17 protein-coding genes and 1 pseudogene are annotated in these 21103 nt (G+C 39.0%); 9 read left to right on the top strand and 9 right to left on the bottom strand.

Annotated elements, in window-relative coordinates:
• The first annotated feature begins 152 nt into the window (after positions 1-152).
• Positions 153-1856 (top strand): bifunctional diguanylate cyclase/phosphodiesterase, encoded by a 1704-nt coding sequence (locus FTV32_RS13395; RefSeq protein ID WP_180028930.1) that lies wholly within the window; start codon positions 153-155, stop codon positions 1854-1856.
• Between the two features lie 56 nt (positions 1857-1912).
• Here the strand turns inward: FTV32_RS13395 and FTV32_RS13390 are convergent, their stop codons facing one another.
• From FTV32_RS13390 to FTV32_RS13380, 3 genes are all read right to left on the bottom strand, one after another.
• Positions 1913-3208 (bottom strand): solute carrier family 23 protein, encoded by a 1296-nt coding sequence (locus tag FTV32_RS13390; RefSeq protein ID WP_180028929.1) that lies wholly within the window; start codon positions 3206-3208, stop codon positions 1913-1915.
• Positions 3209-3510: 302 nt separating this feature from the next.
• Positions 3511-6201, bottom strand: a complete 2691-nt coding sequence (ppc, locus tag FTV32_RS13385; RefSeq protein WP_180028928.1) for a phosphoenolpyruvate carboxylase — start codon at positions 6199-6201, stop codon at positions 3511-3513.
• A gap of 116 nt (positions 6202-6317) precedes the next feature.
• On the bottom strand, positions 6318-6935 hold the full coding sequence (locus tag FTV32_RS13380) for a TetR/AcrR family transcriptional regulator (protein WP_180028927.1): 618 nt from the start codon (positions 6933-6935) through the stop codon (positions 6318-6320).
• A 142-nt stretch (positions 6936-7077) separates the two neighbouring features.
• Between FTV32_RS13380 and FTV32_RS13375 the strand changes: the two genes are divergently transcribed.
• From FTV32_RS13375 to dnaJ, 4 genes are all read left to right on the top strand, one after another.
• A complete protein-coding gene (locus tag FTV32_RS13375; RefSeq protein ID WP_180028926.1) occupies positions 7078-8193 on the top strand; it encodes an efflux RND transporter periplasmic adaptor subunit in 1116 nt (371 codons plus the stop codon).
• Positions 8190-11324 carry an efflux RND transporter permease subunit gene (locus tag FTV32_RS13370; RefSeq protein WP_180028925.1) on the top strand — a complete coding sequence of 1045 codons (3135 nt, stop codon included), beginning with the start codon at positions 8190-8192 and terminating at the stop codon, positions 11322-11324. Before FTV32_RS13375 ends, FTV32_RS13370 begins: the two co-directional genes overlap by 4 nt.
• 135 nt (positions 11325-11459) lie before the next feature.
• Positions 11460-11837, top strand: coding sequence for a hypothetical protein (locus FTV32_RS13365; RefSeq protein ID WP_035268802.1), 378 nt, complete (start codon positions 11460-11462; stop codon positions 11835-11837).
• 95 nt (positions 11838-11932) lie between these two features.
• Positions 11933-13048 (top strand): molecular chaperone DnaJ, encoded by a 1116-nt coding sequence (gene dnaJ, locus FTV32_RS13360; RefSeq protein WP_035268804.1) that lies wholly within the window; start codon positions 11933-11935, stop codon positions 13046-13048.
• Between the two features lie 248 nt (positions 13049-13296).
• Here dnaJ and FTV32_RS13355 read toward each other — a convergent pair whose 3' ends face one another.
• The 3 genes from FTV32_RS13355 to ubiG are packed head-to-tail and all read right to left on the bottom strand — an operon-like array spanning position 13297 to position 15467.
• Positions 13297-14043 carry a YciK family oxidoreductase gene (locus FTV32_RS13355; protein ID WP_035268812.1) on the bottom strand — a complete coding sequence of 249 codons (747 nt, stop codon included), beginning with the start codon at positions 14041-14043 and terminating at the stop codon, positions 13297-13299.
• Positions 14044-14067: 24 nt separating this feature from the next.
• Positions 14068-14754: an HAD family hydrolase gene (locus FTV32_RS13350; RefSeq protein WP_092767993.1), complete on the bottom strand. Its 687-nt coding sequence runs from the start codon at positions 14752-14754 to the stop codon at positions 14068-14070.
• Positions 14751-15467: a bifunctional 2-polyprenyl-6-hydroxyphenol methylase/3-demethylubiquinol 3-O-methyltransferase UbiG gene (ubiG, locus tag FTV32_RS13345; RefSeq protein ID WP_035268814.1), complete on the bottom strand. Its 717-nt coding sequence runs from the start codon at positions 15465-15467 to the stop codon at positions 14751-14753. Before ubiG ends, FTV32_RS13350 begins: the two co-directional genes overlap by 4 nt.
• 182 nt (positions 15468-15649) lie before the next feature.
• On the opposite strand from ubiG, the gene FTV32_RS13340 reads away from it, so the two are divergent.
• The gene (locus tag FTV32_RS13340) at positions 15650-16267 is read left to right on the top strand and encodes a thiol:disulfide interchange protein DsbA/DsbL (RefSeq protein WP_180000355.1); all 618 of its coding nucleotides are present in this window, start codon (positions 15650-15652) and stop codon (positions 16265-16267) included.
• Between the two features lie 27 nt (positions 16268-16294).
• Here FTV32_RS13340 and FTV32_RS13335 read toward each other — a convergent pair whose 3' ends face one another.
• Positions 16295-16939 carry a TetR family transcriptional regulator gene (locus FTV32_RS13335; protein WP_180028924.1) on the bottom strand — a complete coding sequence of 215 codons (645 nt, stop codon included), beginning with the start codon at positions 16937-16939 and terminating at the stop codon, positions 16295-16297.
• A 176-nt stretch (positions 16940-17115) separates the two neighbouring features.
• Between FTV32_RS13335 and FTV32_RS13330 the strand changes: the two genes are divergently transcribed.
• The gene (locus tag FTV32_RS13330; protein ID WP_180028923.1) at positions 17116-18138 is read left to right on the top strand and encodes a flavin reductase family protein; all 1023 of its coding nucleotides are present in this window, start codon (positions 17116-17118) and stop codon (positions 18136-18138) included.
• Positions 18139-18171: 33 nt separating this feature from the next.
• A complete protein-coding gene (locus tag FTV32_RS13325) occupies positions 18172-19314 on the top strand; it encodes a fatty acid desaturase (RefSeq protein WP_373683361.1) in 1143 nt (380 codons plus the stop codon).
• Positions 19315-19485: 171 nt separating this feature from the next.
• On the opposite strand, the gene FTV32_RS13320 is transcribed toward FTV32_RS13325, so the two are convergent.
• Both FTV32_RS13320 and FTV32_RS13315 read right to left on the bottom strand, forming a co-directional pair.
• Positions 19486-19908, bottom strand: coding sequence for a hypothetical protein (locus FTV32_RS13320; RefSeq protein ID WP_180028922.1), 423 nt, complete (start codon positions 19906-19908; stop codon positions 19486-19488).
• Complete coding sequence (locus FTV32_RS13315) at positions 19905-21002, bottom strand: PAAR domain-containing protein (RefSeq protein WP_180028921.1); 1098 nt, start codon at positions 21000-21002, stop codon at positions 19905-19907. Before FTV32_RS13315 ends, FTV32_RS13320 begins: the two co-directional genes overlap by 4 nt.
• 35 nt (positions 21003-21037) lie before the next feature.
• Here FTV32_RS13315 and FTV32_RS17685 point away from each other — a divergent pair.
• A pseudogene (locus FTV32_RS17685) lies at positions 21038-21103 on the top strand (helix-turn-helix domain-containing protein); the annotation flags it as partial.

Genomic DNA, 21103 nt, shown 5'->3' with positions numbered 1-21103 from the left:
GAATGAGGAACTTAGTTTCCTCTTTTATTCATTGAAATTTACAAAATATATAGCTGATTTGTGAACTAGTTCAACAAAGCTTAGTGTTACAAAAAATAATATTAAGTTAATATTTGGATACATCACTTTTTAGACTGACGGTCGAAGGCGCTATGGATACCCAGTTACAATTAGAAAAAATAGTCAAGGATCTTGAAAACTATAAAGTAGCCATTGATGCACATTCAATTGTAGCCATAACAGATGCACGTGGCGTCATTACTCATGTCAATGAGAAGTTTTGTAATATCTCACAGTATTCTTATGAAGAGCTGGTCGGATCAACACATAAAATTATTAATTCAGGCTATCACCCGAGAAGTTTTTTTAAATATATGTGGAAAGCCATTTCGAGTGGAGAAATTTGGAAAGGCGAAATTTGTAACCGAGCTAAAAATGGTTCTTTATATTGGGTTGAAACCACGATTGTGCCGCTTAAAGATAATAATGGCGTTTTACAAAACTATATCTCCATTCGAACTGATATCACACAGCTAAAAAATTCCGAAGACCATGCACGTTATATGGCATTACATGATGAATTAACGGGATTGCCTAACCGCCGTTTTATGCAAGAACGCATGTTGGAGGTGATTGAATCATGTAAACAAAATGGTACACATAGTGCACTCATGATGTTGGATTTGGATAACTTCAAAAATATTAATGACACGTTAGGACACGATCGTGGAGATGACCTACTCAAAATGGTCTCGGTGCGCCTTATAGAGTGTGTGGCACAGCAGAATGCAATTGTCCGTCTTGGTGGAGACGAGTTTTTAATTATTCTTTCAGACCTAAGTTCTGACGAGTCAGCGGCGAATCAAGAAGTAATGCAAATTGCTGACAAAGTTCGAGCTGCATTGAATGAACCTTTTATATTAAAAGATCAAAAAATTCATACCAGTTCTAGTATCGGAATTTTTATCTTCCGTAACTCAGAATTACCGAAGAATGAATTACTTAAATATGCTGACATGGCGCTGTATCAAGCTAAAGAGAATGGTAAAAACTGCATTTGTATGTTTGATCCTGAAATGGAACAAAGCGTTATCGCTAAAGCTGCTTTATTAAATGATTTAAGATTAGCGTTATTGCGAGATGAGTTCCAACTCTATTATCAGATTTTAGTAAATCGTGAAGAGGAAGTGATTGGGTATGAGGCCTTGCTACGTTGGAGTCATCCTGAACACGGTTTGATTTTACCAGGTCGATTTATTGAAGAAGTGGAGAAAACTGATCTCATACATGATGTTGGTAATCGTGTATTAGTATTAGCATGCCAACAGTTAAAAGATTGGAGCCAATACCCAGAATCTTCAAACTGGACGATTTCAGTCAATATTAGTGTCGAACAATTCCGTAAGACTGACTTTGATAAAAATGTGCTTCGGATTATTGATGAAGCAGGAATTGATCCAACATTATTACGTTTAGAACTCACTGAAAGTATGTTCTATACCGATATGCATAACTCAATTGAGAAAATGAAAAAGCTCATCGAGCGTGGATTAAGATTCTCTATGGATGATTTTGGAACAGGATATTCTTCATTGAATTACCTCAAAATGCTTCCACTGGATCAACTCAAAATTGATCGTTCATTTGTAGAAAATATTGTCGGTAATCCACGCGATATTGCTATTGTGAAAACGATTATTGATTTAGCACAGATTCTCGATCTGAATGTGGTGGCAGAGGGTGTAGAAACTGAAGAGCAGTTCCAAGTTCTGAAAGAAAATGGCTGTAATACGTTTCAAGGCTATTATTTTGGTCGACCTCAACCGATTGAAAAAAATCTTAAAATACTTAATTAGAATAAAAAATTAAAAAAGAGAGCATTAAGCTCTCTTTTTTTATATGCGATAGATTTTTAGTTAGACTTTCCACCTAAGCTAAAGAACCAATTCAGGAATAATGCAGCAAAGGTAGCCGTTCCAATACCACCTAAATTGAAGCTACCAAATTGAAGCGCAAAGTCACCAGTACCTAAAATCAGCGTGATCGCAGCAATCACGAGGTTTTTATTTTTAGAGAAATCGACACGATGTTCGATCCAAATTTTAGCACCTGCTATGGTAATTAAACCAAACACCACAATTGATGCACCTGCAAGAATCGCAGTTGGAATGGTTTGAATAATTGCACCAAATTTTGGTGATAAGCCAAGGAAAATTGCGAATACACCTGCGATGGCGAAAATAATCGTGGAATAGACACGTGTCACAGCCATCACGCCAATATTTTCCCCATAAGTGGTCATGCCTGGAGCACCTACACCACCGGCTAATGATGTTGCAACACCATCGGCTACAAACGCTTTACCAATATGTGGGTCTAGATTTTCACCAGTCATGGCAGAGACTGCTTTGATGTGACCTAAGTTTTCAGCCACTAAAATTAAAGCTACAGGAGCAATGATGAGCATCGCGTTTGTACTGAACTCAGGAGCATGAAAGTTAGGCAGACCAAACCATGCAGCTTGTGTAATCGGCGTGAAGTTAATTGGAGTACCGTAACCCATGATATTCGTAATAACAAAGTATACGATATAAGACAGCACCAAACCCACAAGTAAAAGTAGGCGTTGTAGCATCCCTTTGGTGAATACTGCAATTGAAGCCATACACATGACAGTAATCAATGCCATCCACATATTAAATGGATTACCCGCGACACTTTTTACCGTTACCGGTGCAAGATGCAGACCGATGATCATGACCACAGAACCTGTTACTACAGGAGGCATGAGCTTTTCAATCCATCGAGTACCTGTTGCCATCACCAGAAAACCAATTAAGGCATAAAGTACACCACAGGCAATAATTCCCCCAGCAGCTAATGCAATATTCGCATTTGCTCCAGCACCGGCATAGCCCGTTGCCGCGATGACTACACCAATAAAAGCAAAGCTTGAGCCTAAATAACTGGGCACTCGACCGCCAGTGATGAGGAAAAATAACAGGGTACAAATACCTGACATTAATATGGCAAGATTAGGATCAAAACCCATTAATAATGGTGCTAAAACTGTCGCACCAAACATGGCAAAAGCATGTTGAATGCCAAGAACTACACTTTGCGCAGGAGGTAAATATTCGGTCGTGCCAACAGGACGCGTATCAATATCATCCGTGAAGGGACGCCATTTAGGAAACCAACTGGTCATAAAGTGAGCACTCAATAGTTAAATTGTGCACATCATACGCCTGTTTTATGAGAAATCATCTGTTTCTTGCAAAATTATTAAAACTAATGGTCTGACTTTTATTGAATTTTTACCCATCGGTAAAAAAATATGTTTTAAAAATAAAGTAAAATCAGCCTATTGCAATTCAGCTATATCAAATAAATCTATATCCATATTGAGTAAAAAATTTATAGGTGCTTCGTTGTCATTACTGAAAATTAGAATAAAGTCTCTAAATTGCTCAAGCCCATAAAGGTACTTGAGCATAGGCAGTCGTGAAATCAACCCGTATTACGTAATCCAGCAGCAATACCTGCAATACTTACCATTAACGCATGGTCAACCTCAGTTTGTTCGACAGTTCGTTCAGCTAAATATTCGCGACGTCTTTTCATAAGTTCTGCTTGTAACAGGTGTAATGGAAGAAGATAGGGTTTACGAATCTTCATGGCTTGATCAAGAACTTCATTAGAACTGAGTAATTTAGATTCACCTTTCATTGCCAATAAAGTTTGTACTGCGTCATGTAAGCGTTGGCGTAGTTCCGCACCCAATACTTTAAGATTTTCATCTTGGGTGAGATGAGATTCATAATACAATGCGACATTGCTATCTGATTTAGATAGCACCATCTCCAACATATCAATTAAAGTTTGGAAATAAGGCCATTGTTCTAACATTTCATCTAGCTCAGCTTTGTGACCTTCTGAAATGACTTGATTGATGGCTGCACCAGTACCTAACCATGCTGGAAGCATTAATCGAATTTGAGTCCATGCAAATACCCATGGAATTGCACGTAAGGATTCAATACCACCGCTGATTTTTCGTTTCGCTGGTCTTGAACCCAAAGGTAGCATCTGTAATTCAAGCTCTGGCGTCACGGTTCTTAAGTATTGGACAAAATGAGGGTTTTCGCGGACTGTTTGACGGTAAACATTCACAGAGAGTTCCGTCATCTTGTGCATCAACTCGCGCCATGCTGCCTTGGGTTCTGGTGGTGGGAGTAAAGTCGCTTCTAAGGTAGCTGCGGTATAAATTTCTAAATTTTGCAGTGCGATTTCTTCTAATCCAAATTTGAATCGGATCATTTCGCCTTGTTCGGTCACACGGATTGCACCTGAGATTGAGCCAGGTGGTTGTGAAAATAGTGCTTGTTGGGTTGGAGCACCACCACGACTAATTGAGCCACCACGACCATGGAACAAAGTGAGTTGTATACCATGTTGTTTGGCAATAGCTGTTAACTCTTCTTGTGCACGGTACTGAGCCCAATTCGCAGACATGAAACCTGCATCTTTTGCTGAGTCAGAGTAACCAATCATGACCTCGTGCTTGTTTTGAATATGTTGTTTGTACCAATGCATACTGAATAAAGTATTCATGGTCGAAGCTGCGCCATCTAAATCTTTTAACGTTTCAAATAATGGAACTACACGCAGAGGTTGCTTAATACCTGCTTCTTTTTGGAGTAATAGAACCGCCAAAACGTCACTTGGATATTCCGCCATTGAAATAATATAAGCACCTAGACTTTCAGCAGGTTGTTCTGCCAAAGTTCGCATGGTAGCGAATACTTCTTGAACATCAGGATGCTCAATAAGACTTTGAGCAGATTCATTAAGATGCTTAGGAAGTAAAGGGCGTTTGCTTTGCAGTTCTTGTAATAAGAAGTTTTGACGGGCTTGTTCAGTCCATGTCTCAAAATTGCCAAGTCCAAGATACTCAGTAATCGCTGAAATTGCTTGACGATGACGACCTGACTCTTGGCGAATATCTAGTTTTAATAACTCAATACCGAAACAATTCACGCGATAAATAAAATCGAGTAACTTTCCTTGAGCAATACCGGAAAGGTTTGAATCGACTAATGAGCGATAACATAACAATAATGGCTTCAACAACTCATCTTTGTGATGAATAATCTGGCTACGATCCACATCAGAATGTTGACCTTGTAATTTTGCAGTGAGCCATTCTCTGGTAATTTTTAAGCGTTCACGTGTTGTTCTTAAATATTCACGATAAGGCTCTGGATGAGGCTGACCTAAGGCAGTCTTTAGTTCATCACTGCACGCCTGAACAGAAAGCTCCCAACGTAAATCTTCAATATCTCGGAGGTAGAGATCCGCGGCTTTCCATCGAGATAACCATAAAACTTCTTGAGTCACTTTGTGTGTGACATTTGGGTTTCCATCTCGGTCACCACCCATCCAAGATGCAAACCGCACAGGTGCAATATCTAAAGGTAAAGCTTGAGAACAATGCTCTTGAACCAATTGATTCAATTCACGGACAAACTTAGGAATAGCGTTCCATAAAGTTTGCTCAATGGTAGTAAAACCCCATTTTGCTTCATCAATTGGGGTTGGACGATGTTGGCGAATTTCATCGGTTTGCCATGCTGAACAAACCAATTGTTTTAATTCAGAAAGAACTTGAGCGCGCTGTTTGGGGGTCAGCTTTTGCTGATCAAACTTAGATAAACACTCGTTGATCCCATCATATTTTTGGATCAAGGTGCGACGACTAACTTCCGTAGGATGTGCGGTGAGTACAAGCTCAATATTTAGCTCACAAATTTGTTGATAAAGGGTTTCCGCTGAAATCAGCTGTTGTTGAAATTTTTCAAAAAGGGGAATAAGGACATTCGCTGCAGCGCCGTTTTCATCAAACTCATTTTGGCGACGGCTACGTACCACATGATATTGTTCTGCAATATTGGCAAAGTTCAGAAAATGTGAAAAAGCGCGTGTCAGTGGAAGAATCTCATCATCTTTTAAACTTAAAAATAAACTTTCTAATTGTTTTTCAGCTTCGCTATCACCATCACGTGCACCTTTCGCGAGAGCACGAATTTGTTCAACTTGATTAAACAAATCTTGTCCAGCTTGTTCTTTTAAAGTCTCTCCTAAAAGATTACCGAGTAAGCGTACGTCTTCACGTAATGGAGCATCAATTTGTTGAATCATTTTTTTCTCCTTTTCTTGTTCTTTTGACTATACCGCTTATTCATGACATGCCAAGCGATTGCAAAATAATTTAAAGAAAATTAGGTGAAAAATACGCCATTTAAGAATGGAGAGAGCTATTTTTTGTATTTCAGCATAAATAATTCGATGGCTTGATGAATAATTTCATCACATTCTGCTTCACTGGGAACCTGACGAACACCTAACAATACTTCATGATGTCGATGCCCTAAGAGTAAAGAAAGGAGCAAATGTGTTTGCTCTTCAGCATCATCTTTCTGGATAAATCCGTGCTCAATCGCTTGAGCAAAAAAATCAGTCCAAACCACAAATAACCGCTTATGAGATGCATTATAAAAAGGTTCAGCCAAAGGATTTTGCTCTGCTGCCAATTCTAATAATAAATGCTCAAGCTTAATGGCTTCAGGAAGATTGACAATTTGCAGCGCTAAACTACATACCTGATAGAAGTCTTCTAAAAAATTGGATTCAGGGTGTAATTGGATTCGCCGAGCATTGATTGATTCTTCGCACGTTTCTGCAATTGCATAAGTAAATAACGATTCTTTATCTTGAAAATGGTTATACACCGTCAGTTTAGTCACGCCAGCTTCTTTGGCAATTTGATTCATGCTTGAACCATGAAAGCCCTGTTTTAGAAACAAACGTTTAGCTGCATCTAATATTTGTTTCTTTTTAACTAAATCCTTAGGACGTCCAATATTCATTTGCACAAAAAAATCCAAAAAAAACAGTTTAGGTCATACCTTGAAAAATGATTTTTAATTACTGTACCATGCGGTATATTAATTAAAAAATAATCAAATTAATATCCCTAATTTGATTTGCCTAAAAATTGACATAAGAGCAGTGCACATGAGTCCTCAAAAATTTGCCACATACAGTCTAATGCTCATTTGTAGCGTGATACTCACAGCGTGTAGTAAGGATAAACCCACAGAGGAACAAATTCCATTTGTGATGGTTGCCCAGCCGAATACTTCCCAAGATGAACTGAAAAGTTATGCAGGAGAAGTTCAGGCGAGACAGCAAACGGCATTGGCTTTCCGTGTTGGAGGACAAATTACTGAACGCTATGTTGATGTAGGGGATCGAGTCAAAGTCGGGCAAGTCTTAGCAAAATTAGATGTGAAAGATGCTCAACTGCAGTTAAATGCTTCAAAAGCTCAGTTAGAAAGCGCGCAATCTGCAGCCAAAATTGCCGAAGAAGAATACAAACGCTTTAAGCAGTTATTACCTATTAATGCGGTGAGCCGTTCGCAATATGATGCCGTAGAAAATCAATATAAATCGGCCATGTCCAATTTAAAACAAGCACAATCAAATTATGCAGTGAGTAGTAATCAGACGGGATATAACCAACTCATTGCCAATAAAAATGGCGTCATCACTGAGCGTAGTATTGAAGTTGGTCAAGTGATCGCAGCAGGGCAGGCAGCATATCAACTGGCGATAGATGGTGATCGTGAAGTGGTGATTGGTGTGCCAGAACAAGCAGTATCAGAAATTAAAACAGGTCAAAAAGCTTGGGTTACGCTATGGTCAAAACCAGAGGAGCGTTTCGCCGCATATGTGCGTGAAATTTCACCTGCTGCCGACCAATCTAGAACATTTAGTGTCAAAGTTGTTTTGACTGAAGGGCGTTCAGCAATTCAACTTGGACAAAGTGCGCGAGTATTTTTTTCAAATACCAGTTCAAATGTGATTAATGTTCCTTTGACCAGTGTATCTGCAACAGAAGATCAGCCTTATGTTTGGGTTGTGAATCCAGATCACAGTATCCGTAAGGTGAATGTTCAAATAGGTGCTTATGGTCGTGATACGGTACCTGTGACCCAAGGTTTAAAAGCTTCTGATTGGATCGTGGTTGGCGGTGTACACTTACTGCGAGATAAACAAAAAATTAATCCGATTGACCGTCAAAACCGTGCAGTCAATGTGAAAGCAGGACAAGTTGGAGCGAAAATATGAACTTTAACTTGTCAGAATGGGCGTTAAAAAATAAGGGACTGATCCTTTATTTCATGATTTTGATGGGAATATTGGGTGTTTATTCCTACTCAAAACTATCACAAAGTGAAGACCCTCCATTTAGTTTCAAAGTAATGGTGGTTCAAACCTATTGGCCAGGTGCGACAGCGGAAGAAGTTTCATTGCAAGTAACTGATCGCATTGAAAAAGAATTAATGAGTACGGGGCTCTATGATCGTATTGCAGCCTATTCTCGTCCTGGTGAATCAATGGTGACCTTTGTTGCCAAAGACTCGCTGCGTTCCCATGAATTACCGAATGTTTGGTATCAGGTTAGAAAAAAAATTGGAGATATCAAACACCAGCTTCCTAGCGGTGTTCAAGGTCCATTCTTTAACGATGAATTTGGTGATACCTTTGGGAACATTTATGTCTTAACGGGTAATGATTTTGATTATGCCGTGATGAAGGAATATGCCGATCGCTTACAGCTGCAACTACAACGTGTACAAGATGTTGGTAAGGTTGATTTAGTTGGCTTGCAAGATCAAAAAATTTGGATAGAAATTTCAAATACGAAAACCGCTCAATTGGGTATTCCAGTTTCTGCAATTCAAGAAGCACTACAAAAACAAAATACCATGGCGAGCGCAGGTTTCTTTGAAACAAGCTCAGATCGTATTCAAGTGCGTGTCAGCGGACAATTGAAATCAGTCGAAGATCTCAAGAACATGCCATTACTGGTTGGTGATAAGACCATTCAATTGGGCGATGTGGCTGAAGTTTACCGTGGCTTTAGTGAGCCAGCTCAACCACGTATGCGCTTTATGGGCAAAAATGGTATTGGTATTGCGGTGTCTATGCGTAAGGGTGGTGACATCATTGCGCTAGGGAAAAATCTAGAAAAGACCTTTAATGATCTACAACAAACTTTACCTTTAGGGATGGAACTTAAAAAAGTTTCAGATCAGCCTGTAGCGGTGCAACGCAGTATTCACGAATTTATCAAAGTGCTCGCAGAGGCCGTGATTATTGTCTTATTGGTCAGCTTCTTCTCTTTAGGTTTCCGTACAGGATTAGTGGTCGCTTTCTCTATTCCCTTGGTCTTGGCAATGACGTTCGCAGGCATGAATTTCTTTGATGTTGGACTGCACAAGATTTCTTTAGGCGCGTTAATTTTAGCACTTGGACTTTTGGTTGATGACGCCATCATTGCAGTTGAAATGATGGCCATTAAAATGGAACAAGGATATAGCAGATTAAAAGCCGCAGGTTTTGCTTGGAAGTCGACCGCATTTCCAATGTTAACGGGGACGCTGATCACTGCAGCTGGATTCTTGCCGATTGCCACTGCTGCGTCGAGCACAGGTGAATATACTCGCTCAATCTTCCAAGTTGTAACCATTGCTTTAGTGGTGTCATGGTTTGCAGCGGTACTGTTTGTTCCTTATTTAGGTGACAAATTACTGCCTGATTTTAATCAAATGAATCAGAAAGCTCCGTGGTATCAACGCTTATGGGCAAGATTACGTCAACAACCAGAGCCACAACCCGTCGTTCAACACCATGGTGAGCATCACGATCCATATCAAACTAAGATGTATCAAAAATTTAGATCTTGGGTTGAGTTATGTATTACTTATCGTAAAACCGTCATTGCTGCGACGGTTGCGATATTTGTCTTGTCAATTTTGATGTTTAAATTTGTTCCACAACAATTTTTCCCACCATCAAACCGTGCTGAAATATTAGTGGATCTAAAACTAGAGGAAGGTGCTTCTCTAACAGCGACAGAAAATGCGGTTAAAAAAGTAGAAAAATTCTTGTCGACTCAAAAAGGGATCGATAATTACGTCGCTTATGTTGGTACAGGTTCTCCACGTTTCTATTTACCACTTGATCAACAATTGCCTCAGGCGAGTTTTGCACAATTTGTGGTTTTGGCTTCCTCATTAGATGAGCGAGATGAGATTAGAAAGAATCTGAGTGAAGAAATTAGTAAGTTATTGCCTGAAGTACGGACACGTGTATCGCTATTGGAAAATGGACCACCAGTCGGTTATCCAATTCAATACCGTGTTTCTGGTGAAGATTTAAATACTGTTCGCCAACGAGCACAATTAGTGTCACAAGCAATCAGTGAAAATCCAAATACCGCCAATGTTCATTTAGATTGGGGTGAGCCGAGTAAAATTATTTCACTTGAAATTGATCAAGATCGTGCGCGTCAGTTAGGCGTATCTAGCTTAGATTTGGCGAATTTCTTAAATAGCTCAATAACAGGGGCTGCGATTAATCAGTATCGTGAGAAACGGGAGTTGATTGATATTCGTTTACGTGGCGATCAAGCGGAACGTGTTGATGTGGCATCGTTACAAAGTCTCGCTGTACCGACGAGTCAAGGTACAACAGTTCCATTGGCACAGATTGCGAATATTCAATATAAGTTTGAAGATGGTCTGATTTGGCATCGTAACCGTTTGCCGACCATTACTGTGCGCGCAGATATTCGGACTAAACTCCAACCAGCTACTGTGGTTGGTGAATTAACTGAATCTATTGAGAAAATTCGTGCCGAACTTCCAAGTGGTTATCTGGTAGAAGTGGGAGGCACTGTGGAGGAATCTGCACGTGGGCAAACTTCAGTAAATGCTGGCATGCCGTTATTTTTGGCTGTGGTCTTTACCTTGCTCATGATTCAGCTCAAGAGTATTTCACGTTCGTTTATTGTTTTCTTGACCGCGCCTTTGGGTTTAATTGGCGTGGTATTGTTCCTGTTAATATTCAATAAGCCTTTCGGGTTTGTGGCGATGCTAGGTACCATTGCTTTATCTGGAATGATTATGCGTAATTCGCTTATCTTGATTGATCAGATCGAGCAAGATATCAAAGCGGGTCATTCTCAATGGGAAGCGATTTTAGAAGCGACAGTACGCCGTGCCCGTCCAATTATTTTGACTGCATTGGCTGCTGTGTTGGCGATGATTCCGCTTTCACGCAGTATCTTCTTTGGTCCAATGGCGGTAGCAATTATGGGTGGACTCATTATCGCAACATTATTAACGCTGTTCTTCTTGCCAGCACTCTATGCGGCATGGTTTAAAGTAAAAAAAGAGTCAAAAACCGCGTAGTTTTATGTGAATACTAGGTGCGAAGCATTGAAAAATTCAATATAGTAGTCCCTAGTTTTTAACACAAAATAACACAGTGGGCTGAGTACATAAAAAAACTGAATGTGCACTCGGTTGAGGTATAAAAAAGCATCCATGGGGCGAGACAATTTAACAAGACATCGTCGATTAATTACGATGTCTTATGTATTCATGTTTCTTGCATTGTTCACTGGTATCAGTGCTGCAATCGCCTATTTTTTAGCGCAAAAAGTGGCTCAAGCGCAAGACGCTGAAGTCTGGATCCATGCTCAAGCATTATGGATTGCACGAAATGTTGTGCTATTCATGATGATGGCCGCATTTGCTGCTCTTTGGTTTATTCCTGCCTGCTTTATCTATTGGGATAGTGTGTTATGGGTGAAAGGGTGTACGGTGATTGGTGTCATTTTTACCACAATTGCATGGCTATTTCTCCTAAATGCATGGCTTAAAGGCTTAGTGAAATATCTGCAGAAAAAAGCCGCTTTTTAAAATAATGATTTAATTTACTTGTAATCTCGGAATATGACCCCAACATATTCCGCAGAGAAGTCATATCAAATTTTTTTTGTGGAGCATCGCCAGACATGGCTAAACGTGATTATTATGAGGTTTTAGGGGTTTCTAAAACAGCTAGTGATGATGAAATTAAAAAAGCCTACCGTAAGTTGGCGATGAAATATCATCCAGACCGTAACCCTGATAATGCTGAAGCAGAAGAAAAATTCAAAGAAGCTGCTGAAGCGTATGAAGTTTTATCTGATAGTGAAAAACGCAGCATGTATGACCGCATGGGACATAATGCGTTTGAAGGCGGCTTCGGTGGTGGCGGCGGTGGTTTCGGTGGCGGTTTTAGCGCTGAAGACATTTTTAGTCAGTTTGGTGACATTTTCGGTGGCGCGTTTGGTGGCGGCGGTCGCCAACAGCGTCAAAGACGTGGTTCAGACTTACGTTATGTGCTTGAGCTCAGCTTAGAAGAAGCTGTACGTGGCGTAAAGAAAACAATTACTTTTACTGCGCCAGCACCATGTGAAGTGTGTGATGGTAAAGGTTCTAAAAACCCGAATGATGTTGAAACCTGTAAAACTTGTCACGGGGCTGGCCAAGTCCGTATGCAACAAGGTTTCTTCTCAGTTCAGCAAACGTGTAGCACTTGTCGCGGACAAGGTAAGATTATTAAAAATCCTTGTGGCACTTGTCATGGTTCAGGTGTTAAAGATCGTCAACAGACACTTGAAGTTACCATTCCTGCAGGCGTAGATAATGGCGATCGCGTTCGTTTAACTGGAAAAGGTGAAGCGATTCGTGATGGTCAATCAGGTGATCTATACGTAGAAGTTAATGTTCGTGAACATGAAATCTTCCAACGTGATGGCGCGGACTTGTATATGGATGTGCCGATTAGTATCGCTGATGCTGCATTGGGTAAAGAAATTGAGATTCCAACCCTTGATGGTCGTGTGAACTTGAAAGTACCTGAGGGAACACAAACCGGTAAAATGTTCCGTCTACGTGGCAAGGGTGTAAAACCAGTACGCACAAGTATGCAAGGTGATTTACTTTGCCGTATCGTGATTGAAACACCAGTCAACTTAACTGCACGTCAACGTGAACTTTTAAAAGAGTTACAAGAATCTTTAGATGGTGCGGACAGTAAATCTTCACCTAAAAAGAAATCATTCTTCGATCGTTTATTTGACTGATCAGAATGAAATAAAAGCCCGACATTATTGTCGGGTTTTTATTAAGTTATAAATACTTAAGACGCTTAAAGCAAAGTAAGTGATACTACCATTAGATAATTTCTTAATTTATGGGTGTATTCAAAAGTTGTTGAGACTTATTTGTTTAAGCTTTTAAAATCTAAAGGTAAATTTTTTAATAGGTTTTGTTAGAACTATAATTTAAAAAAAGAGGATCTGACGATCCTCATCATGTAATTTTAAAAAAACTAATCCTGAGCATCAATACTCTGACCATTCATACCTATACTGTCTTCGCCCATTAAATATAAATAAGCTGGCATGATTTGTTCAGGCGTTGCCAATACTTTCGGATCTTCATCAGGATATGCTTTAGCACGCATAGCTGTTCGTGTTGCACCAGGATTAATGCAGTTATAACGGATATTTGGATAGACATTTTCTTTTGCAAAAATTTGACTGACCGCTTCAATGGCAATTTTTGAAACTGAGTATGCGCCCCATTTCGCACGTGCTTCACGACCGACACCTGAGCTTGCAAAAACAACAGAGGCATTTTGAGATTTTTCTAATAATGGAAGTAAATGTTGAGTAAGAACAAAAGGTGCTCTTAAATTTACAGCCATTACATCATCCCACACTTCAGCAGGGTAGTGGGCCAATTCAACGCGCTCACCTAAAATCCCAGCATTGTGCAAAATCCCATCTAAACGACCAAATTGTTGGTCAAGCGTTTCCACAAGACGTTCGTAATCATATGCTGTTGCAGTAGAAAGTTGCAGTGGCAAAATTGCAGGTTGAGGAGCACCTAAACTTTCAATTTCGTCATAGATCACTTCTAACTTGTTCAGCGTTCTACCATGAAGAACGACGGTCGCACCATGTAAAGCATAGCTCAACGCTGCTGCGCGTCCAATGCCATCACCTGCACCCGTAATTAAAATTACTTTATCTTTCAATAAATCTGGGCGAGGCTGATATTCTGAATATTTCATGTGCGACCTCCTTCATTGTTCTAATTAAGCTGTTTTTTGGTGAGATTCGATCAATTCGATTAAGTGTTGATGTAATTCTTGTACATCATTCACTATACAATCTGCCTGCCAAGAATCTAAGTCATCTTTGTGTTCTAATGGTAAATATCCGTAAGCGGCCAAAATCGTGTACATATTTGCGCTTCGACCTGCATCAATATCACGTGGATGATCACCAACATAAATGCATTGTTCAGCTGGAACATTAATTTGTTGAGCAGCGAGATACATCGGTTCTGGGTCAGGTTTAGTGTGCTTAACATCTTCTGGGCATACGAGAACGGCACAACGTTCAGTTAAGTTTAAGGCTTGAAGTAGTGCCTCACTCAGCCAACGAGGTTTGTTTGTCACAATTCCCCATGGAATATCACGTTGTTCCAAGTCCTCAATTAAAGGATACATTCCTGCGAAAAGGTCTGTATCCACAGCAATATCAGCACCATAGATATCTAGAAAGCGCTGACGATGTGCAAGGAAAATAGGATCATCAACCTGTAATTCAGGATAAACCAATTTCACCATCGCCCGAGCCCCCTCGGAGACCTGAGTTCGGATCAGGGCTGCATCTAAGATCTCTCGACCTTCTTCACGACACATTGCTTGAATAATACGAATAAAATCCGCAGCAGTATCAATTAAAGTTCCATCTAGGTCGAAAAGTACGGCCTTCATTCATTCACCTCATTATGCGTGTAAACCATATAGTTCACATCAACATTTGGGGCTAACCAATAATGTTTAGTTAATGGATTGTAATGTAAGCCTGTCATATCTTTAAGTTTTAAACCTGCGTTACGAATATCATGCGCTAATTCAGAAGGTTTAATAAATTTATGATAGTCATGAGTTCCTTTTTTCAAAAGACGTAATACATACTCTGCACCTATAATCGCAAATAAATATGATTTTGGATTACGGTTAATCGTGGAGAAGAACACATGACCGTTTGGTTTCACCAGTTTTTGGCATGCTTGAATGATTGACGCTGGATCTGGTACATGTTCCAACATTTCCATACAAGTTACGACATCGTATTGACCAGCTTGTTCTTCAGCCAATTGCTCAACTGGAATTTGACGATATTCGATATTGGTTACGTTTTCTTGTTCTGCATGCAGACGTGCGACATTTAATGGTGCTGCGCCCATATCGATACCGAGGACATCGGCACCACGGCGTGCCATACTTTCGGCCAAAATACCGCCGCCACAGCCCACATCTAGGACTTTTTTGCCACTAAGACCACCTGCATGTTCATCAATCCAATTCAATCGTAATGGATTGATTTGATGGAGAGGGCGAAACTCAGAGTGTTGATCCCACCATACTGCAGCAAGTGCTTCAAATTTAGCAATTTCTTGTGGGTCAACATTCAGTTGAGTCATTACAGCCACCTTAGCAAAGTTCGTTTTAATGGGTAGAATTTATATCAGATCTTAGTGTATCGCTAATTCCAAAAAAAGCGATAAATCTTGTAAAAAAGTTCACAGAATCAAAACGATTTTCTCATATTTGTTTTATAGTGAAACCATATGCTAATCAGAATGATTTAGAGGATAAAAACTTAATGAAAAAGGTGGTTTTTAGTGGCGTTGCCGCTGCGGTGCTGATGGCACTTTCAACTGGTGCAATGGCGAACTTTGTTGAAGGCAAAGATTATACGGTCGTGCAAAACCCAGGAAAGGTTGATGTCGCTGGTAAATTGGAAGTACGTGAGTTCTTTTGGTATGGCTGTGGTCATTGCTTTACTTTAGAACCTCATATGCAATCTTGGTTACGTAAAATTCCAAAAGATGTGAATTTTGTCCGTACACCTGCTGCAATGAACAAAGTATGGGAACAGAATGCACGTGGCTACTACGTTTCTGAAGCACTTGGTGTTCGTAAACGTACCCATTTGCCTTTATTCCACGCGATCCATGACAAAGGTCAGCAGATTTTTGACCAAAAATCACAAGCGCAATTCTTTACGAAGTATGGTATCCCAGAAGCGAAATTCAATAGTTTATATAATTCTTTCGCAATTACTGCCAAAGTCTCTCAAGCAAATAAATTAGCGCAACAATATCAATTGACGGGTGTGCCAGCTGTTGTAGTAAATGGGAAGTATGTCGTACAAGGTGATAATGGCCGCGTGTTACAAGTGGTTGATTATCTATTGGATAAAGAGCGCAAAGCTAAATAATAAAAAACCCGCATTGAGCGGGTTTTTTTATGCCTCAGTAGTATTCCAATTCAAAATCCCTTTAAAGATTAATCGTATTTGGGTAATGGACTGTTTTTTGAGTACTAATTTTTGTAATTCAAGCTCCATACCTGAATATTGACGACCTAAGCTAATCCAAGACATTGCCCATGTGAAACATAAATTAATTAAAATATTCGACAACATTTTTAGGTCATCAGCATGATGAAAATTTTGTACGATTTCGAATTTTTGTAGGTCATTGGCCAAATCAGAATTTAGAAACTCAATTTCACGAGCAATCGCACGTCTTACCACTTCAGAGCCACCCCAGCGCTCTGCGATCATAAAAATCCAAGGTTGGGTATTTAAATCGATGGCTTCAAAAAAAAGTTCCATGCTGGTTTCGGCTTTCGCATCAGGGTGGGCTAAACCTTGACCGAGCTGATGAAGTACGGTTTTCAAATATAACGCGACTTGATCCACTAACTCTTGGCCTAATTCATCCATATCTTGAAAATGTCGATAAAAGGCTGTTGGCACCAAACCAACCTCACGTGCAACTTCACGCAGACTAATACTGCTAAATGAACGGCCAGATGTGCTTAAGCGCAAAGCGGCATCCAGTAAAGCCTGACGACTTTGTTGTTTACGTTCATCGCGTATAGACATCTTAAAACCTGAGAAGTGAAGTCGAGATGAGTCTATCAAAAAAATATAAAAATTAAACGACGAATGTCAGTGAACATGTGTTGACTCAATTTCAAAATCAATATAGTGTACACATGTTCACTATTAGAACACTTGTTCACTCAATTAAATTGAAATACAAAAGAGGAACGTTTGAGATGAGTAGTTATCTGTCATATCGTCCTGAATGGATTCGAGAAGATTTCGTCGATTTTATCGCTGAAAAAATACATCCCACTTTGGCTTGGAAAAAAGTCAAAGCATCACTCGTGAGTCGTCAGGCACTTAGTCACGATTTCTATGAGATTCATTTATGTCCAAATCACAATTTCGATTTTCAACAGATTGAGGCAGGGCAAAGTGTTTTAGTGACGGTCGTAATTGCAGGCGTGCGTCTACAACGTAGTTATTCGATTGTGGAAATTTCTGCGACAGGTAATCTGGTGATTGCTGTCCGAGCTCAAGGAGTAGTGTCGAATTGTTTAAGCCAATTGGCGATAGGTTCTGTTGTGGAAATTTCTCAAGCGCAAGGTGAATTTACGCTTGAGCTGACTCAACAGCCAATTGTGTTATTGGCGTCGGGGAGTGGCATTACCGCCATTTATGCATTGCTTACGAAGGCTTTAAACACATTATCCGTACCTATCTATTTGATTTATTTCTGTCGAGATGACGCGTTCCACGTGAAACTACAACAGCTCGCTTCAAAACATGATCATTTTAATTATCACTATTTTAATACACGCCAACATAAACAATATCTGACATTGGCGTTGTTAGAGCAGTTAGTACCAAGTTTTAGGCAAGCACAGATTTATGCATGCGGTGCAACTTCGATGATGCAAGCTGTAAATCAAATTTGTCATGAAGAGGGGATCAGCAATCAGCTCAAACAAGAGTTTTTTCAAATCCGTGTAGATGAAGAAATTGAAAAACAATCTGTCACGTTTATCCGCAGTCAGAAATCGTTTGAAGCTCAAAAAAGTTTATTGGTGAGTGCTGAAGAGGCTGGATTAAGACCCGCTCATGGATGCCGAATGGGTATTTGTAATGCATGTGTCTGTAAAAAAGTGAGTGGCGCTACTAAAAATATGCTCACAGGTGAAATTGAACATGAGCCAAATCGACACATTAAATTATGTATTAGTCAGGCAGTAAGCCCTGTTGTGATTAATTTGTAATTTAACGGTATCGTATAAGACTGGAGAAAAATAATGAATATGTCACTTAATACAACATGGCAATCAAAATCTAAACATCTGACCGCTGAGCAAATTGAAGCATTTGGACAACGCGTTGAGCAGATTCGACTCAGTATTATGAATGATTTGGGTGAACAAGATGCCAAATATATTTATAAGATTCGTAACTTTGTTCGCTATAGCGAGATTGGCTCACGTGCATTGCTGATGTTTGGTGCTTGGATTCCACCTGTTTGGTTGGTGGGTACAGGATTACTGGGCGTGTCCAAAATTGTTGAAAATATGGAGCTTGGACATAATGTGATGCATGGTCAATTTGACTGGTTGAATGATCCAAGTTTAAACGGTGCGACATATGACTGGGACACCATCTCAACAGGCGATGACTGGAAATATACCCATAACTATGTACATCACACCTATACCAATATTGTGGGTATGGATCATGATGTAGGTTATGGTCTACTTCGTGTTTCAGCATCTCAACCGTGGGAACCAAGATTTTTGTTTAATATTCCATTAGCAATTCAATTGATGGTGTTTTTTGAATGGTATGTCGGTGTTCAAAACCTACACTTGGAAGACGCGCTTGTTTATAAAACCAAATCTTGGAAACAAGTGTGGAAAGATGCTGAAAAATTAAGAAAAAAAGTACGACGTCAGGTGGTAAAAGATTATGTCTTTTTCCCGATTATAGCTGGTCCAAATGCGCTTCCTGTCTTCGTAGGCAATGCAGTTGCAAATGTGATTAGAAGTTTATGGTCATCTGCAGTGATTTTTAATGGTCATTTTACTGAAGATGCAGAAACATTTGAGATGGATAATACCGAAAATGAAACGCGAGCAGAATGGTATTTACGTCAAATTCGAGGTTCAAGTAACTTTACGGGAACATCATGGCTGCATATTTTGAGTGGTAATTTGAGTCATCAAATCGAGCATCATTTATTCCCTGATATGCCTGCAAATCGCTATGCAGAAGCTGCGCCAAAAATTAAAGCATTATGTGAGGAATATGGCATTCACTATAATGAAGCTAACTTTATGAAACAATTCTGGAGCGTTTGGGTTCGTTTAGCTAAATGTTCTTTACCAAATGATAAGACAGCTAAAATTTCTCAATCTATAAGAAAATTAAGAGGAATATTTGCTTGAGTACCACTATTTAGTTTAATTCATGAAAGGCATGGAGCATTGATCAAAGTTTTAAGCGTGGAACGTGAAGAGTCAACAAAAAAGCCCGATTGGTGAGGATCGGGCTTTTGAATCAAATAAAGGTACTTAAATTAAAAAATGGGTATTACGTAAATTGTAAGGAATCTAAAGTTACTCAGAAGACAAAAATATTATTCCAACATCTAGTTGTTCTAACTTACTAGGATCAGAATTAGAAACTTGTTCCTGAAGTTTTTCAGAATAATCATATATTTTCGTTCTATAACCAGGAAATTGAATGTAAATATGTGCAGCACTCATATTCCAATCTTTTAAACTTGGTTTTATCAAATAATATTTTAGTGTTTCAGGAGAAATTTTAAACTTACCTTTGCTATCGGTTGTAATAGAATTATGACTATCTCTAGCTGTATCATATCCAATATAACCATGATAATTGGCAATAGGTTTTTTGCTTTCAATACTATATATATAGCCTGTAGTTTCAGGAGTTAAATATAAAGTCTTTTGAGTGCAAGCTACTAAAAAAGTGGATATAAATATTATAAGCAAATGACTAAAAAAAAATTTCATTTTGTAATTCCAGAAATAAATAAAAGCCCAGCTACGTCTTCTTGACTTGCTACAGATCGTTCATGGAATAGAGTTATATTATTTTCATTTTCATCTGCATATTTCATTAAATCAATTTCTCCACTTTTTGGATAAGTAGTACCTGCTTTTGGACTTTGATTAATAATTCCAGAGGTGGATTTATGCCCTTTTGAATGCTTTTGACCGCTATAAGCTAACAATAATTCATGTCCCATTTCATGTGCAAATGTAAGTCTAAATTGTTTATTTGCTTTTGATGCATCCCAAAATTGCCATATAGCCCCTCTCGATGTGTTAAATAACATATAACCAGTATTATAAAATGTACTCCTGTAAAGCTCCCAATTAGCACTTCTACTTGGACGCCAATTAGTAGCAAATATTAACTTCATCATAGGCATCATATTTACTGTTGACTCTTGAGCAGTTAGAAAAACCTCATAATTTTTTCCATCTAACAATATACTTTTTCCAACTGGATGAGAGCCATTTCGACTCCAGTAATATTTCATTCCATCTAAAGCCATTGTTTTTAATTGTTCATAGGAAACATTCCTTGACCGATATGGAGGTTTTCCTATGAGAATCTGATTTGGTGGGATATATTTCCAAGAATCAATACCTTGTTCCCCCCCATCTGACAGACCAACTCTTAATGTAATTGCTATCTTTAAGGTTTTTTTAATAATTAAAATGTCTATCCAATCTTTATCTTTATACTTAAATTTTACATTTTTAGTCTGACTACATTGCTCTTTATCAAAGGCATAGCCTTTTATTCTAAAATTAATGCCATCTTTTGAAGTAAATTTTTTGCTATCATAGATATCATTTACGAACCCGTCCCAATCAACTTTTATTTTTTTTCCTGGGTGATGTGGGCCTGAAATTCTTTTTATTAACTGATATTTCCCAGGTTCCATCTCTATCTCTAATTTTAGATATTCAAAAATTCCAGCCTTAATTTTGATTTCATAATCAATTTTATCATTTGATTTTTTTCCTTGATAAGAAGGAACACCACAAGGTATAAATAAATCTGTTTTAATAAGTTGACAAAAATAACTAATCATGCGAAAAAGTTTTTTTAGTTAACAGATGTTCACACATGCCTCGAATTGTTTCTGTACCACTTAGTTTAGAACAGCGAGAACGACTCATTTTTCTGGCCAAG

The organism is Acinetobacter sp. YH16032, from assembly GCF_013417345.1.
Lineage (GTDB): Bacteria > Pseudomonadota > Gammaproteobacteria > Pseudomonadales > Moraxellaceae > Acinetobacter.
The sequence above is the reverse complement of the archived record's forward strand: the minus strand, read 5'-3'. Positions and strand labels throughout refer to the sequence as shown.

Coding starts and splice junctions, on each gene's coding strand:
- FTV32_RS13395 (WP_180028930.1), top strand. CDS start 153: ATGGATACCCAGTTACAATTAGAAAAAATAGTCAAGGATCTTGAAAAC.
- FTV32_RS13390 (WP_180028929.1), bottom strand. CDS start 3,208: ATGACCAGTTGGTTTCCTAAATGGCGTCCCTTCACGGATGATATTGAT.
- ppc (WP_180028928.1), bottom strand. CDS start 6,201: ATGATTCAACAAATTGATGCTCCATTACGTGAAGACGTACGCTTACTC.
- FTV32_RS13375 (WP_180028926.1), top strand. CDS start 7,078: ATGAGTCCTCAAAAATTTGCCACATACAGTCTAATGCTCATTTGTAGC.
- FTV32_RS13370 (WP_180028925.1), top strand. CDS start 8,190: ATGAACTTTAACTTGTCAGAATGGGCGTTAAAAAATAAGGGACTGATC.
- FTV32_RS13365 (WP_035268802.1), top strand. CDS start 11,460: ATGGGGCGAGACAATTTAACAAGACATCGTCGATTAATTACGATGTCT.
- dnaJ (WP_035268804.1), top strand. CDS start 11,933: ATGGCTAAACGTGATTATTATGAGGTTTTAGGGGTTTCTAAAACAGCT.
- FTV32_RS13355 (WP_035268812.1), bottom strand. CDS start 14,043: ATGAAATATTCAGAATATCAGCCTCGCCCAGATTTATTGAAAGATAAA.
- FTV32_RS13350 (WP_092767993.1), bottom strand. CDS start 14,754: ATGAAGGCCGTACTTTTCGACCTAGATGGAACTTTAATTGATACTGCT.
- ubiG (WP_035268814.1), bottom strand. CDS start 15,467: ATGACTCAACTGAATGTTGACCCACAAGAAATTGCTAAATTTGAAGCA.
- FTV32_RS13340 (WP_180000355.1), top strand. CDS start 15,650: ATGAAAAAGGTGGTTTTTAGTGGCGTTGCCGCTGCGGTGCTGATGGCA.
- FTV32_RS13335 (WP_180028924.1), bottom strand. CDS start 16,939: ATGTCTATACGCGATGAACGTAAACAACAAAGTCGTCAGGCTTTACTG.
- FTV32_RS13330 (WP_180028923.1), top strand. CDS start 17,116: ATGAGTAGTTATCTGTCATATCGTCCTGAATGGATTCGAGAAGATTTC.
- FTV32_RS13325 (WP_373683361.1), top strand. CDS start 18,172: ATGAATATGTCACTTAATACAACATGGCAATCAAAATCTAAACATCTG.
- FTV32_RS13320 (WP_180028922.1), bottom strand. CDS start 19,908: ATGAAATTTTTTTTTAGTCATTTGCTTATAATATTTATATCCACTTTT.
- FTV32_RS13315 (WP_180028921.1), bottom strand. CDS start 21,002: ATGATTAGTTATTTTTGTCAACTTATTAAAACAGATTTATTTATACCT.